We start from the raw sequence: 15,491 nt of genomic DNA on the forward strand, positions 1-15,491 counted from the left end.
CGCTTTTAAAAATGGAAAAAACAGGTGAATCAATACTGGCGACCGCAAAAACGGCAGCATAGTACAGGTAACACCAGGTTTACTAATAATAAATGGGATGATAAAAGCTTAAGCGCAGGGAGGCCTGAAAGGCACGGACAGCTTAATGTCAGGAGTATAAAATGGTCGGTATGCAGAGTAATCCAGATCAATCCGGAACACGGCTGATTTGATTTTTACGCCAGACATTGGAGGGAGGTAATGCAGCTGAACAGTATGTACATCCAGTTTTTTGAAAGGTAGCTGCATATCACGGTTGTCATCATTGTCGTCCAGGTCGTCTCCCCAGTAGTGCATGGAAAGAAAGTCGACAAAGGTTACAGAGGGATTGCGTTGCTGATGTTCAGAAAAGTGCTCAAACAACAAGGGCAGCTTACTCAATTCACGTAACTCCGTGATCTGAGTGAGTATTGCTAGCACGATGATCATTGTCCAGGCCCTCTTCATTGGGGGTAAAACTAAGAAAATTATTGTTTCTAAAGCCCCGGCAATTGTAAAAATGCTATTGTAGATTATATTTTGTTAAAGCACCGGCCCGGTATACATATAGTTCAAAATAATGATCCTTAATCTTGTAGACTTCCTCCAGCATGATATGGTCAGCCCCCTTACTAAGTGAGGAAACTTTCTTTTGAAGATGCGGCGGCAATTCCTGATAGTCGATGACCCGCTCGATCTCAATACCTCCATCTACTTCAAATTCCAGCGAGAACATCGTCTGCTTCCATCTAATTTTAGTATCGAGCTGATCGTTGCCTTTCTGAACGGTCATTTGAATAGTATTATCTTTGTATAAGGTAAATCCTGAATTGATCAGCATCACTGCCCCTGAAGCAACCATTGCAATAAAACCTATCTTTTGATAAAGTTTCTCCGTAAAGAGCTTCATAAAGTATTTTAACAATTGCGAAGAGAAAATAGCAGCAACAGAGATGATCATCCCCATAGCCACAGCTTTTGTAGTCAGCAGTCCAAATATTCCGTAAAGAACAATTTTGAGGATATGCAGCAGCAGTTCGTTGGCAGCCCGGGTGGCAATGATCTGCTCTTTGGTAAGACCATAAGTAAGATAAAACCGGTTGAAAAGCAAACCTACCGCGCCTGTGAGACCCGATAAAAATCCTGTTGCCAGTCCGATGATGCTGAGTATCCATTTCCCATTTTCCCTCACCGGCTTCGTCTTGATACCTGGTTTAAAAATAAAGGGTAAGTTGGTAACCAGAAAAATTCCGATAACAAATTCCAATAACACCGGATCAATGACACTCAACAGTTTAGCACCAAAATATACGGCAGGCAATGCAGGAGGAACAAACCACATGACAATATCCCAGCGTATATGACGATAGAATACCACCATTCGCGAGACACTGCTAGTAGTGGTTCCAATTGAAAGTGCTGCAGGCACCTGTGCGCCGGGCAACACCCAGTTTAAAATAGGCAGCAGTAAGAAGCTCGCTCCACCTCCACTGATCGCACTCAATGCAAAAGCGATGACAGCTACAAAAAATAGTAGGATATACTGCATGATTACAAAATGGTTTCTGGCCTGAAGATTTTTACAGCCGCCGGAAGCGTCCCTTTTCTGGGTTCAGCTATCATATATTGATTCGTTTCAGGCATAAAGAGTCCGGCAGCTGTACCAGCCCTGAGAGGAATTTTCTGCACTAACGTAAGTCTTCGAGGTCTTATTCTAAAGACTTCTACAAAACCTTCCGCGGATGAGATGTAGAGTTGAGCATGCAGCGTATCAAGAACAATACTATTGACGTTTTTACTGATCGCTGCCTTTCCCAGTTCTCTGCCAGTCAAAGTAGAATATATCAGCAGTTGCCCGCTGCTACGACCTACATAGAGCAAATGGTTTCTCCTGTCAACAGCCATAGTGATATTGTCGTTATTGCCTTTCAGCCGCCAGTGTTTCATTACTTTTGAAGTTTTCCGCTCAACCAATTGCACCCGGTTGTGTTTAGGCACATTCACCATCAGATAATCCTTTGTAAGCTCAAACTGCTGCGGAGGTCCAGCCAGGGCGATATGTCCCATAATTTCATTTTTGTTCAGGTCAATCACGCCGATTTCACCAGATTTAGCTCCTACCCCAACAAATAGCTGATTGCTGACCGGATCAAAACGGAGGTTACTACACTTGTCCTTGAAGCTGTAGGTTTTTATCTTTCGGTAATTCCGCGCATCAATCGCAAGCACTTTACCATCCGCTGTAGCTACGTATAAAACATTTGTCTGTGAGTAGTAGAAAATTCCCTGAGGATCATTCAACCCCGGGATACTGATGAGGTGTTTCTTTTTTTTGAGATCAACCACTTCCACAGTATGTTGATCGGGCGCAGATAGAAACAATCTGCTATTTTGGAGATCATATGCCATCTGTGTAGTGCGCCCCTTTAATTTAGGAAGATCTATCTTATCTACCAGACCGAGCCTTTGTCTGCCCTGCGAAAAACCAAGAAAGGGAAGGCAAAGGATAATACTACAGATGAGTTTGGAAACAATCGATTTGGCCACTTGCGTCATAGTCCTTAACAGTTGTTTTTTGCTGCCGCACTAAATTCCTGTTAGAATCTGTAGATTTTCTGAAGTTAAAGTGTTAAAAGATCATTTATCCTACATCCTTTTTTGGCAAATAGAAATATCCCAGAATCAGTAAACACAGTACGCCTAGCATAGCCCCGCCCAGTACATCCGTAAACCAATGTGCACCCAGATAAATCCTGGAGAAAGGAATCAGCAGGACCATTGCTGCAGAAAAACTAATAACAATTATCCGAAGATAATAGTTAACAGATTTTAGCTTGCCCATCACGATGATTAGAAAACCAAAAAATACCGTATAAAATAAAGTATGCCCGCTGGGGAAACTTTGCTGTTTAGTGACTTCTATAATCCTAACGAGGTCTTTAGCAGGCCTTGGCCGATTGATTAACATTTTAGTCACAGTACTCACTACTCCAGCTGACAAAGTGAGCAAGGTGAAAAGTGCTTCCTTCCTGTACCTGAATATTAAAAACATTAAAGCTACTACACCTACAGTAATCACAGAATATGGCATAGTACCAAACCAACTGATGAAAGTCATGAAATGATCCAATGTTGGATTCTGATGTTCCTGAATTTCCTTTGATATCTTAAGATCCACAAACGATAAAGGAAAAAAGTAAATAAGGCAACTTAATATGATGAATGCAGCAATGAATAAGAAGATGATCTTAGTCAGTAGCTTTGTGTTATTTACGCTTAGAAATTTCATTATTAATATTAAAATGTCCCACTGAATGCTATTCCTGCTGCCTTTTGTTGATACATTGGCACCATTGAGTACTGCATGCTTTGCTTACCAATTACTAATTTCCTAAGGTGAGGATAAATCAAATAAGCGATTTTCGTTGATGCGATACCAATTCCAGCTCCTGCAACAACATCACTTACCCAGTGTTTGTTATTATACATTCGCAATACACCCGTTGCAGTGGCTACGGTATATCCAGCGTAACCTATCCATGGGGAAACATCCCTGTATTCCTGATTCAGGAATTCCGCAGCGGCAAAAGCGTTGGCAGTATGTCCGGAAGGGAAAGAATAATTATTGGAGCCATCTGGACGTGGTCTGTCTGCTAAACGTTTAATCGTTCCAGTAGTAGCACCCATGATACCAAACGATAATAGATATAATGCTGTCTGATCAACAACGCCATGCTTGCCTTTAACACCTGCCAGGTTTAATCCGTAAACAGCCACCATTGGAGCAAACTGCAAATAGTTATCAACGTGGTTTGCAAATAACGGATGATCTTCCTGAAGTTCTGCTCTGGTATTAAAGTCCAGCGTACGGATTGCGTTGTTGCCTAATGATAGCAGTCCATAAGAAACCAGAACAGCTGGTACAATGAAGGACTTAACAGTTGGTGGATTCTGGCCGCGCAGCTTCATCACTGATACCGGACTTGCAGTGGTAGAATCAGGTTGCTGAGGCTGTATTGTTTGAGCCGAAACAAATCCTGTAAAAGAAGTTAACAGGATAAAAAATTGAATTTTAAGGTGACTGAAGAGTTTCATATTTTTACTGTAGTAATCTGTTGCTTACTGATGCATACCGCCATTCTTAAACAAGTCATAAGCAGTTTGATAATTTGCAATCGCTCTGTTGATTATTCCCTGAGATAAGTGTGTGGGTATTTGTTCATTTTTGACCTTATGATATAGAAAGGTCTCCGTTTTTTGCTGTGGACCAAGGATGACCAGACTATCGTCATGCAGATACGCCAGCTTTTGATAGGTACCAAAGATGGCTCTCGGCTGATAAGTTGTATCAAGCACATTTTTTCCGAAAAGATTACTTTGATAAGTCCAGCCCATTAACCCAAATAAAGTTGGATACAGGTCAATCTGTGAACACATTTTACTGATTACTTTTTTCCTGGCCTGCGGCAGGTTAAGGATTATACATGGAATGTGATATTTATTAATATCTATCTCATTCTTACCAGCACTTGATGCGCAATGATCTGCGATGATGATCACCACCGTATTTTTGAACCATTGCCTAAGCTGCAAGTGCTTTAAAAATTGCCCGATGGCATAGTCAGTATAGCGTACGGCGCCCTCTCTGCCACTTCCGGAAGGGATACCGATTTCTCCGGAGGGATAGGTAAAAGGACGGTGATTAGAAGTAGTCATTACAAAATTGTAAAATGGCTTGCCTTCTTTATACTGCTGATCAGAACCGCGCAAAACGGCATCATACAAATCTTCGTCGCTGATGCCCCAGGCATTCTCGAAATGAACCTGGTTGTTGGTAATGATGCTTCTTTTGGTATGATATGTATCTCCCATTTTTATACTTCTTCCACGGTCGGTAATATCAAATCCATTGCTTCCAAAGTATTCATTCATGTTATCAAAATAACCATCTCCACCATAGTAGAATGTACGTTGATAACCCGCTTGCTCAAAAATATGCCCTACAGTAGCCAGATTTTGATTATGCTGCCTTCTTACGATGCTGCTTCCCGGAGTAGGCGGAGCAGACAAAGTTAAGGCTTCCATCCCCCTCACTGTTCTTGTTCCGGTAGCATACATATTGGTAAAGAGCACATTCTGGTCGGCCAAAGAATCGAGCACCGGCATCAATTTCTGTGTATTACCAAAATGCTTTAAGAAATCTGCACTGAGGCTTTCTACAGTGATCATGATCACATTTGGTTTATAAGCCGGGCCAGCATTGAAGATTTGCCGTTTTATCGAGTTATTTTCTTTGAGAAAACGACTGTTACTTTCTTTAAGTTCCGATCGGATGAGCCGATAAGCCTGATCCTTGTTTAATAAAGAATAAAAATCATTGTAGTTGAGTTCATTACTTTTGAAAGCAGCGAAAAAAGAATAGATACCGGCTTTTGAAAGCTCATTCTGGTACCTGTTGTTACCTCTCTCGGCAGAAGAATTACTCCAAATTAAAGGAATCAAAACTGTAATCAACAGGAGTCCTCCTGAGATCAATAGCCTCTTCCGAAATAACATTTGACCATGAAATGCACTAACAAAGACTTTTTTTCTGGACAGAAACCACATTACCAACAACACCAGGAACAGAACTCCCCCTATCAATAAAGGTAAGGGGTAAGATTCATTGATATTATTTACAACCTCATAAGTATAAACCAGGTAATCCACCGCAATGAAATTAAACCGGCTTTCAAATTCCTGCCAAAAAGTAATCTCTGCAAAAAAGGAAAAGAATGAAATTAAGAGTAAAATAAACAGGCAGATATAGGTGATGGCGCTATGTGCTCTTGTACTTGTCCATCTTGATGGCAGTAGTAACAGATAAATATTAAACAGGGTCCCGAGAAACAAAGCTACGGCTACATCGTAAATAAAGCCCTGTATATAGAGTTCTATAATAGATAAAACCCCGAAATGCGTTTTCGGCAAAGACACCAATAACAAACCTGTCCTGACTAAAAAAGAAGCAAAAACAAAGATTGTAAAAAACGAAAATAGTACGCTGTATCTACCTTTAAAGATCATTTATCACTAATAAAATTGACTAATGAGGAAAGGTATTATTCAATTCTGTACAAATTCTGAAGTTACTTTCAGCTTGCTGCTTTATATGGTTTGTTCGTCGATAACACCTGCTATTCATTTGGAATAATAAACTTATATCCCATCCCGTAAATCGCTTTGATGTAATCAGGACAACCTGCACTCATCATTTTTTTTCGAAGGTTCTTGATATGTGAGTAGATGAAATCATAACTATCCGCCATATCGATATCATCTCCCCAGAGGTGTTCCGCGACAGCCTCCTTTGTTATTACCCTGTTTTTATTGCTCAGCAGATATAATAGTAGCTCATATTCTTTGCGGGTGAGCGCAATGGTATCCTTATTGGATTTTAGTGATTTTTCGTCAAGATTCAGGCTGAGTTCCCCCACCTTGATATGGTTATGTCCACCAAATGATTTACGCCGGATAATTGCAGAAACGCGTGCGCCTAACTCCGGCAGATGAAATGGTTTGGCGAGATAATCATCGGCACCAGTGTTCAAACCTGTAATTTTATCATCAAGGGAGTTTCTGGCGCTTACAATCAGGACGCCATCTGCCTTCTCCATCGTTTTCAATTCTTTAAGCAAATCAAGACCATTACCATTTGGCAGTGTAAGATCCAGGATAATACAGGAATACTCGTTCAAATGAATCTTATCCATGGCACTGTTGAAATCATATGCGGCTTCACAAGTAAATTGTTCAGTGCTCAGATACTTGCTGATGCTATCTGAAAGCTCTTTTTCGTCTTCTATTATCAAGATCTTCATAAGACATTTCTATTCAGACAAATAAAGCAACATAAACTAGATTAATTCTGGAGTTGCTATCTCTGTGATCCCGTTTTATAATGTTGGAATATCGGGGTCTTTTGATGAGTCATCTTTGTGATCAAACTTCAGGTTACCAAACTTATAACTAAAGGTGATTCCTACAGAACGGTAAGGAACTTGTCTTAGCGTATATTGCCTGTTACCAGCTTGAATGATGGTAATATTCTGATTAATATATTTATTAAAAGGATCTGTTGCACTCAACCCAATACTTGCTTTCTTGTTCAGGAACTGCTTTCTTAACGCCAGTGTATAATACAGGAAAGAAGCGTTGGTACCCTGAATACCTACTTTTGGAGAATTGTAATTTCCAAAAACCTCAGCAGATAGATCCTTTGGAAACTGGTAAGCGGCATTGAGATTTACGCGATATTCCATTCCCTTAGTATTCTGATTTGTGCCCTTATAATTGAAGACAATTGAGCGGGAAGAGATCAGCACATTAGACCGCAGTGTGAATTTACTGCCAAGGGGAACACTTGCATAAATATTACTGCCAATACGGTCCTCTCCGCCTGTATTGATCCTGCTGGTGTAAGAAACATTCGTATAAGTGATGTCCCCTTCGAGATAGCTGGGATAGAAATCGGTAAAAGTTTTAATGTCGTCACCATTATGCCTGTAATAGGCTGTGATATTGGTAGAAGCCCCATTTTTAAATGATTTGCTATATCCCAGCTCAATATTGTTCGCGATCTCTGGTCTAAGTGCCGGGTTGCCTGAAGAAATATTATAGGGGTCACTTCGGTTGAGGAAAGGATTCAGCTCGTCATAGTCCGGACGCTCAAATCGCCTGCTGTAGCTTAATTTTACAGATTGTGTTTCATCAATCTGATGTGAAATCACTAAGGATGGACTTAACGCTCCGAAATTGGGTATAGTAGTATTGGCGTAATCTGTATGGTTAACCGTATACTCATATCTCGCCCCTGCTTTTACATCCAGAACATTAAATGCTTTGAAAGAGGCAGAAAGATAATATGCAAAGATATTCCTTGTATACTTAAAGTTATAAGACTGTAAGGGATCAGGAATATAAGATTGCGTATCCGGATGATATAACTGAGCATCTATTACACTGCTTATCGTTTTTAAAAAAGCTTTACCACCGGTTTCTATGATGAAATTCTTTGATAGCGGTTGTGCATAGTTCAGTTCAAAACCCGTTTCCCTCACCTTGCCCGGACTGTAGCTGCTGGCCCCGGTTGAAGGAGACACAGGGTTTGTATAATCCTGCAGCTGATTAAAACTTGAACGGTTATTGTTGATGTTGGATTGGTATAGAAAGTTTAGTTCCTGATTTTCTTTAACAAACTTCTTTTTGTACCCCAGGCTCCATTGTAAGGTATTCCCATTATTGGCGCTACCAGAATTACGGTTGGAATTTACACTCATAGGCAAGCCATCGCTGCCGAAAGAAGTCTGTAACTGATTTGCCGCATCCAGACTGTTATTACTGGTCCTGTTGTAACCAACTGTAGCGGTAAGATTATCTTTAGGCGTAACGTTCCAGTCTAACCCAATTCCGGTTTGATATCCATTCTTTTTAATCCTGTTAAAGCCGTTTTGCTGTAAAAGGTCTATTCCATCATTGTTCGTCAGCCTTTTCTCTAAGGGAGAAGTGGTATTTCGTTGTGTATTGCCACTAAAAAAAGTATTGAACCCAAAGTTATTCTTCCTTGCATTTAGATTGAAAGAGCCGTTACTGAGCCTTGTTCCGGCAGAAAGATTGACAGTCCCGTTAACTCCGCTTACATTATTATCTTTTAAGATGATATTCACGACACCACCTGTTCCCTGCGAATCATATTTTGCTCCTGGATTGGAGATTACTTCAATATTTTTAATCTGACTTGCTGGGATAGATGACAGTGCATCGCTTAGACTGGCGCCAAAAATTGTTGAGGGCTTACCATTGATCAGGAAATTAATGCCGGGACTACCCAATAACTCTACATTGCCATCAATATCAACTGTAAGCATAGGGACTTTCTTTAAGACCTCAATGGCGCTTCCTCCCTGGGCACTAAGATCATTTGCAGGATCGTAAACCAACTTGTCCATTTTATTCTGGACAGTCGGTGTTTGAGCTGTAATATTAACCGTATTTAGCACCTTTTCAGAAGAGCTTAGTAAAATGCTCTGCAGTGCGGCACGTGGCCTTTCTTTATTGATAATGATGTGTTCTGCTCCGTAAGTATGATACCCCATAAAACCAATGCTGAGACGGTACTCCCCATAAGGAAGATTACTGATGGTGAAATAACCTTTGGGATCTGAAGACACTGTTCTGACAGCTGTTTGGCTGTCTTGAGGGTAAACATTTATTGTACCAAAATCAACCGGGAGTTTCGTATCGGCATCTATAATCTTGGAAGATATTGTTCCGGTAGTGGTTGCTTGCGTCTGTGCATTAATACTTGTATAAAAAAAAGCAATCAAGAGATAAGTGAGCAGGTATTTCGTCATAATGGGTTCGTATGAACACAAAAAAAACGCTAAAATCTGTAGAGTTTCTGTAGATGGATCCTGACCAATCCCAAATAAACCTTAACTCAGCCATTTGAACATGAAAATGTGCTTTTTATCCGCAAATAAATATTGAATTTTCAGTCCGGAATGATCACATATCTGTTTTACTATAGACAATCCAAGTCCGTTAGACTTACTGTATTGTGATTCTTTGTAGAAACGGCCGAACAGTCTTTTAGTATCAAGTCCCTCCTGTTTGGCTGTATTAGCGATTTCAAGTTTACCGGGACTCAGCGTGATCCATATTTCGCCCCCTTCTAAATTATGACGGCCTGCATTACTTAAAAGATTGTTCAATAAGATATCTATCAGCTCGGGATTGGCTATGATGCTGGCAGCATTCAAATCAGTATGTACCCTGATCTGGTTTCCCTCCCAGAATTCGTTGAACTGGCTGAGTTTTTCCCCAAGTTTGTCTTTCAGATTAATCGGTTCAACGAGGTTAAACTGTTGGTTTTCAATTTTTGCGAGAAGAAGCAGCGACTGATTGAGTTTAGATAATCTGCTTACAGCAGCGAAGGCGCTTTTAAGACTATCGCTCTGCGCCTCTGACAAATCCTCATCCTGAATAACCAGATCAAGCTTGGAGCGGATGATGGCCAGCGGGGTCTGTATCTCATGTGATGCATTTTCTGTGAACTCTTTCAGTATCCTGTACTCATCTTTTGCTCCATTTATCGCCTTTGATAGTATATCGTTCATCATCGAAAACTCTTCAATATCGGTATCTGGCAATTCATGTTCTTTCTGGCTGCCAAGTTTAAATCCCTTCATCTCGTTCATGGACACATAAAATGGTTTCCATAGCTTTTTCAAGATCAGACGGTTTAGCAACACAGATATTCCAATCATGAATAAAAGAATCACTAAAGTACTGTATACTAAGGTTCTTGTCAGCAACTTAGTCCCTTCCAGTGGTTTTGCCACAGACACTTCATACCAGACTCCATTCACACGCTGTGAAAAGACGATCTGACGAAACGTCTCAGATTTGCGGTCATCATGATTGTAAATGAGTGCCTGACTTATCTTTTTTTTACGAAAACGATCTGTCACATGGTATTCTACCTGCACTTCTTCAAAATTTTTGAAAATTGGCAGGGAGTCATTTTTACTTACATATTTATGCACTTGCTTCTCATATTTCTCCAGTGCCTCATCCACTTCATGAACAAGCACTTTACTGAGCAATACATAATAAACAACGCCCACAATCAAAAATAAGGCTGCCATTGCAGCCATGCTTATGCGGTTATATCGTGTAAATAATTTCATTTTCTTTATTCTGAGGGCACGATAAATTTATATCCCATACCGTAAACTACTTTAATATAGTCAGGAGAACCGGCGTTCATCATTTTTTTTCTTAAATTTTTGATATGGGAGTAGATAAAATCATAATTGTCTGATAAATCAATGTCCTCCCCCCACAGATGCTCAACAATGGCTTCCTTTGTTACAACCCTGTTTTTGTTGCTCAACAAGTAGAGCAGCAATTCATATTCTTTACGGGTAAGCGGAATGGTATCCTTCTCATGTTTTAATGTTTTATCAAGGATATCGAGTACAAAATCACCGATTCTAATCTGATTACGCCCACCGAATGATTTGCGGCGGATAATAGCCGAGACACGGGCGCCAAGTTCTGGTAAATGAAATGGCTTAGCCAAATAATCATCGGCACCAGTATTTAGCCCAATAATCTTATCATCCATGGAGTTTTTCGCGCTCACGATCAATACTCCATCAGCCTTATCCATTGTTTTTAACTCACTTAAAATATCGAGTCCGCTACCATTTGGCAAGGTAATATCAAGTATAATACAGGAATATTCATTCAGATGAATCTTTTCAATTGCGCTGTGATAGTCGTATGCAGCCTCACAAGCAAATTGCTCAGTACTGAGGTATTTACTAATACTGTCAGACAGTTCAACTTCATCCTCTATTATTAATATTTTCATCTTCGGTAATTAATAAGGTCAGCAGCTTTAAAGAAGTTTTATTTTCAACTATATTACAAATTAAGCCCGATACAAGAAATTTTATTTTAAACTGCCTTACTCTAAGGGTTGTTATCACTCATTATATCGATTTCCTGATATAATTAATTATAAAGTAGTCCAATATAAAAATTCTAGATATCCACCTCAATATTCCCTTTGGAAATCCCGGCAATGTCTATTACAGAAAAGTTTGACGAAGGATAAATGAGTTTATAATTCCCTCCTATAATCCTGACTGGCACCGGCATATTAAAATCTTTTGCTTCGGCAACCCATCGACAATTCAATTTGCCATCTTTCTCTATAAACTCGAGGACGGGTAGACTTTTGTATTTCAGAAATTGATCAAATATGGAATTAAAATTCCTGTCAGACTCCTTGGAAATATAACTAACGACATCACTATAATCAACCGTTTTGTGGTAAAATTTGGTATTAAGGCCACGCAGAATACTCCTCCATTTTTCATCGTCATTAATCACTAGTCTAACCATATTTAGCAGTACTGCTCCTTTCGAATACATATCTCCGGAACCCATTTGATTCACATTGTATGGGCCGGCCACCTGGCTATCATTTGAAATACCCGGGCGGGTAAGGAAAATTGCTTTCTGTGCGGCATCTTTTCCATACTGACTTTCAACAAACAGATAGGTTAAATAAGTCCCAAAACCTTCGTGAATCCACAAATCACCGAGATCTTTAGTAGTGATACTATTTCCAAACCACTCGTGTGCACTCTCATGCAAAATGATAAAATCCCATTTCGTTCCACCCTCTACTCCAACAAATTCATTCGGTGGAAATCCTTTCAGGAAACCGCCATACGCAATAGCACTCTGATGCTCCATCGCCGGATAAGGAACTTCCACCAGCTTATATCCATCTTTGTAAAAAGGGTATGGCCCCGCCCAATACTCGTAAGAGGACAACATCGATTTTACGTTTTCTTTAAACTGCAGTTTTGCTTTCTCCACATTATGAGAAAGCACCCAATAGTCAAGGGTTAATTCACCGCCTTCCCCCCGATAGCTATCACTAATGTTTGTATAATCGCCGATATTGGCTGCTACATTGTAATTATTAATCGGACTGCCAACGAACCAGTCAAAACGGGTATAGCCATTCTTAAGATTGGTCACTTTCCTTAACCTTCCATTCGAAACATTTTTCAAATGACTGGGCACGCTGATACTGATCAACATACTGTCAACCTCATCATAGAGGTGGTCTTTATTGGGCCACCAGACACTTGCACCCGTCCCCTCGCATGCGGTCGCGACAAAAGGTTTTCCCATGGAATCAGTAGAAAAGACTATACCTCCCAGCATAGGCGCCTTTTTGGTTACAATGGGATATCCTGAATAAAAGACGGTAAACTCATCTTGAGCCCCCTTTTTTATAAGTCCCGGAAAGGTGATGAATACTGCATCACCATCTCTTTTAAAAGGCAGTTCTTTTTTACGATAAGTTATTTTGTCTATATTCAGGTTGGCAAACAAGTCGAACTGTAACTGATCGAAATCCTGTGCAGCTGTAAACTTAAACAGATTGCTTCCCTTGATATGTTTTTGATCAATATCAAATTTCACGTCCAGGTGATAATAGTTAATATCATAACAGGTTCGAAGGGTTGTTAAACTGCCTCGTAAAGAATCTGCATGTGTGAACTTGACTTTACCGCGCTCAAATTGGGCAAAAGTAAAAAAGGGGGTGGCAAAAAATATAAAAAAAGTAAGGGCAAGGTAACTGCGTATTTTCATCGTCGTTAGAATTTTTCAATTAACCGGATGAAATTGAGACAACCAGCATATTTACTAAAGTTATCATAAATTAACTTAAGTCAGCATTCTAATTAACTGAAGGCTGCTTTCAAGGGTTTAGCGCACCAAATACTGTTCTCTGGCGGTGCTTCCAGGACTTGACAAGTTGCTGTAATGATTTATATACTGTTCGTATTTCGTTCGTATACTGTTCGTAGTCAAGCTATAGTTTGACTATGGCTGAACTATACTTGCACTATACCATGTTTACCCCAAGTGTACCTTAACTTCACTACAACTTTACCCCTTGTATACCATTTGGGTAAAGTTATGGTAAAGTTGGAGTAGATATGGGGTAAACATGGTATAGTTCAAACATAGCTGAAGTATAGGCTAACCATAGCTTGACCACGAACAAACTACGAACAGTATACGAACGATATACGGCCAGTAATATGATTAATTGATTTCTTCCATTTTTGCGGTCCATTCTTTGATCAAAGGCCTGAATACTTTTACTCGCTTTTGATAATTTTTGACCCCTGTCATCTCTTCAAAAAGATCCACCAGCTTACTGCGATATTCTTCAATTAAAGCGGTTTGGTCAGTCGTCCTGGGCAAAAAAGCCTGCCCCTGGTCTTTTACTAAGCTTTCAAAGAACTGCATCACCATTTTGTTGTTGAATGCGTTCCCGGGATAGGCATGCGCATACAGAACAACCATTGAAATACGTTTCATGTACATACTTACCAGCCTCTTGATTTTCTGGCCAAAACATATATTGCAGAGCATAAAGTTGAAACTTAGTCGTAGCCTGCCATCACCTTCAAGCACTAATTCCTGGGGATAATTGGTGAGGGGGCGCGCTTCTTTCTCCCAGCTGTCAATTAATAGTATGCTTTGTTGATCATGCGCTGGTGGCGAAAGCTTAGTATCATTGCTAAGTTTGACCAGCAGTTCACAGTACCGCTGATTGATTTCTTCAAGTATGGGATCAACGTAAATGTTCCCACTTTGCTGAAACTCAGTAAATCCATGTCTAACGCTGGATAGAATACCTGATTTTTCCTGTTCGCTCCTCGTGCTGAAGTACGGATAAAAACGAAAGGTGTCAAAGTATTGCTGCATCATTTCTGCCGGCTCAATATGTAATGCAGTAACCGTATCCCTCAGATCCTGAGGGATACGGATAAGTAGACTAAGATTGCTCATAAAAATAGGCTTCTTGTGCTGATCCAACTAAACGTAATTTACCATTACCATCAGCCTGAAACCTTTCTAGTGCAAACTGAATAAAATATGGGTTTATGGGTTCGGGCCTGAGCTTATTGATGGTTTCAAAGATTTCATATGGTATTTTAGGCTCATAGAAATATCCTGTGCGGATCAGCACCTCTATAGTATCACTCACCAGATCTATCGTCTCTTCACTTTTGATCATGTCATTGAATTCAGGGGAACCCTCTTCGTATAGCCTGAAAAGTTCTTCCTGGTGATCATCTTCGTTAACGCGATAATAAGCATGAATAAACTTGCCCTGATCATATTCTTTGCACACAATGATTCTATAAATGGTTTCACTTTCTGAACGGGGAAACATACTTTCAGGATTGCTCTCTTCAAGAGCAATTACAATTCTATCGAGGTCTTGCGGGGAGTAAAAAGGTCTTTCAAGTTCTTCGATCTCCTGTATGTAACGCTCAGGTGCGCCAATCAGGAAGGACAACTGTTCGGCGGTATAACCTTTACCAATTCTTTTGAGCATGATACGGTAGATGGTTTCAAATTGTAATGCGGGGATTTCTTTGATGGTTGTCATTTTGATTTTAGTTTACGGTTAATAATTGGACAATTTGGACAAAGCGCGGCCATAGCGAGTATTTCGTCGCTAGCGTGGATTAGGAAAAAAAGGCAAAAACGGATGGATCAATCAGGCGGCTTGGCGCTGATTTGGCTGTTGATGGATGAAAAGTGGTTACTGCTGGCGGTACTGAATTTCTTCTTTTTCATTTGGATGCTATTGATTTAAGTTTTCAATAGAACCATTGTACAAGAAATGAAAAAGGGCCTTAAAAAACATAGGTCCGGCGACAGTTCTTGTAGTCAAAACTTACCCGGTGGAAGCGGGGAATAGCAAAGCTATTCTGATCTCTACAATAAGCTGCGCCGGACCTACATTTGCAAATATAGGCAGCCCGGCATTCTACTTATCCTCGAGATCATAAATTTCCACATTTGTTTTGACGAGG

13 protein-coding genes are annotated in these 15,491 nt (G+C 40.1%); all 13 read right to left on the reverse strand.

The window, feature by feature from the left end; genetic code table 11:
- Positions 1–108 precede the first annotated feature (108 nt).
- Complete coding sequence (locus OQY15_RS17755; RefSeq protein ID WP_265793248.1) at positions 109–486, reverse strand: hypothetical protein; 378 nt, start codon at positions 484–486, stop codon at positions 109–111.
- A 55-nt stretch (positions 487–541) separates the two neighbouring features.
- Positions 542–1,567 carry a sulfite exporter TauE/SafE family protein gene (locus OQY15_RS17760; protein WP_265793249.1) on the reverse strand — a complete coding sequence of 342 codons (1,026 nt, stop codon included), beginning with the start codon at positions 1,565–1,567 and terminating at the stop codon, positions 542–544.
- 2 nt (positions 1,568–1,569) lie between these two features.
- Positions 1,570–2,574, reverse strand: a complete 1,005-nt coding sequence (locus OQY15_RS17765; RefSeq protein ID WP_265793252.1) for a hypothetical protein — start codon at positions 2,572–2,574, stop codon at positions 1,570–1,572.
- Between the two features lie 85 nt (positions 2,575–2,659).
- Positions 2,660–3,136, reverse strand: coding sequence for a phosphatase PAP2 family protein (locus OQY15_RS17770; RefSeq protein ID WP_265793253.1), 477 nt, complete (start codon positions 3,134–3,136; stop codon positions 2,660–2,662).
- Positions 3,137–3,315: 179 nt separating this feature from the next.
- On the reverse strand, positions 3,316–4,113 hold the full coding sequence (locus OQY15_RS17775) for a phosphatase PAP2 family protein (RefSeq protein ID WP_265793254.1): 798 nt from the start codon (positions 4,111–4,113) through the stop codon (positions 3,316–3,318).
- 24 nt (positions 4,114–4,137) lie between these two features.
- Complete coding sequence (locus OQY15_RS17780) at positions 4,138–5,994, reverse strand: alkaline phosphatase family protein (protein WP_265793460.1); 1,857 nt, start codon at positions 5,992–5,994, stop codon at positions 4,138–4,140.
- Between the two features lie 200 nt (positions 5,995–6,194).
- Positions 6,195–6,878 carry a response regulator transcription factor gene (locus OQY15_RS17785; protein WP_265793255.1) on the reverse strand — a complete coding sequence of 228 codons (684 nt, stop codon included), beginning with the start codon at positions 6,876–6,878 and terminating at the stop codon, positions 6,195–6,197.
- A gap of 75 nt (positions 6,879–6,953) precedes the next feature.
- Entirely contained in the window at positions 6,954–9,410 is a 2,457-nt protein-coding gene (locus OQY15_RS17790; RefSeq protein WP_265793256.1) for a TonB-dependent receptor, read from the reverse strand.
- 81 nt (positions 9,411–9,491) lie between these two features.
- Positions 9,492–10,748, reverse strand: coding sequence for a HAMP domain-containing sensor histidine kinase (locus OQY15_RS17795; protein ID WP_265793257.1), 1,257 nt, complete (start codon positions 10,746–10,748; stop codon positions 9,492–9,494).
- Between the two features lie 5 nt (positions 10,749–10,753).
- Complete coding sequence (locus tag OQY15_RS17800) at positions 10,754–11,437, reverse strand: response regulator transcription factor (protein ID WP_265793258.1); 684 nt, start codon at positions 11,435–11,437, stop codon at positions 10,754–10,756.
- 173 nt (positions 11,438–11,610) lie between these two features.
- The gene (locus OQY15_RS17805; RefSeq protein WP_265793259.1) at positions 11,611–13,242 is read right to left on the reverse strand and encodes a M1 family metallopeptidase; all 1,632 of its coding nucleotides are present in this window, start codon (positions 13,240–13,242) and stop codon (positions 11,611–11,613) included.
- Between the two features lie 459 nt (positions 13,243–13,701).
- Positions 13,702–14,454 (reverse strand): hypothetical protein, encoded by a 753-nt coding sequence (locus OQY15_RS17810; RefSeq protein WP_265793260.1) that lies wholly within the window; start codon positions 14,452–14,454, stop codon positions 13,702–13,704.
- A complete protein-coding gene (locus tag OQY15_RS17815; RefSeq protein ID WP_265793261.1) occupies positions 14,441–15,061 on the reverse strand; it encodes a hypothetical protein in 621 nt (206 codons plus the stop codon). Before OQY15_RS17815 ends, OQY15_RS17810 begins: the two co-directional genes overlap by 14 nt.
- Between the last annotated feature and the right edge of the window lie 430 nt (positions 15,062–15,491).

It is taken from the genome of Pedobacter sp. MC2016-15, assembly GCF_026239695.1.
GTDB lineage: Bacteria > Bacteroidota > Bacteroidia > Sphingobacteriales > Sphingobacteriaceae > Pedobacter.

Bases quoted from the DNA above. Each gene is read 5' to 3' on its own strand.
- OQY15_RS17755 (WP_265793248.1), bottom strand. From the start codon at position 486: ATGAAGAGGGCCTGGACAATGATCATCGTGCTAGCAATACTCACTCAG.
- OQY15_RS17760 (WP_265793249.1), bottom strand. From the start codon at position 1,567: ATGCAGTATATCCTACTATTTTTTGTAGCTGTCATCGCTTTTGCATTG.
- OQY15_RS17765 (WP_265793252.1), bottom strand. From the start codon at position 2,574: ATGACGCAAGTGGCCAAATCGATTGTTTCCAAACTCATCTGTAGTATT.
- OQY15_RS17770 (WP_265793253.1), bottom strand. From the start codon at position 3,136: ATGACTTTCATCAGTTGGTTTGGTACTATGCCATATTCTGTGATTACT.
- OQY15_RS17775 (WP_265793254.1), bottom strand. From the start codon at position 4,113: ATGAAACTCTTCAGTCACCTTAAAATTCAATTTTTTATCCTGTTAACT.
- OQY15_RS17785 (WP_265793255.1), bottom strand. From the start codon at position 6,878: ATGAAGATCTTGATAATAGAAGACGAAAAAGAGCTTTCAGATAGCATC.
- OQY15_RS17790 (WP_265793256.1), bottom strand. From the start codon at position 9,410: ATGACGAAATACCTGCTCACTTATCTCTTGATTGCTTTTTTTTATACA.
- OQY15_RS17795 (WP_265793257.1), bottom strand. From the start codon at position 10,748: ATGAAATTATTTACACGATATAACCGCATAAGCATGGCTGCAATGGCA.
- OQY15_RS17800 (WP_265793258.1), bottom strand. From the start codon at position 11,437: ATGAAAATATTAATAATAGAGGATGAAGTTGAACTGTCTGACAGTATT.
- OQY15_RS17805 (WP_265793259.1), bottom strand. From the start codon at position 13,242: ATGAAAATACGCAGTTACCTTGCCCTTACTTTTTTTATATTTTTTGCC.
- OQY15_RS17810 (WP_265793260.1), bottom strand. From the start codon at position 14,454: ATGAGCAATCTTAGTCTACTTATCCGTATCCCTCAGGATCTGAGGGAT.
- OQY15_RS17815 (WP_265793261.1), bottom strand. From the start codon at position 15,061: ATGACAACCATCAAAGAAATCCCCGCATTACAATTTGAAACCATCTAC.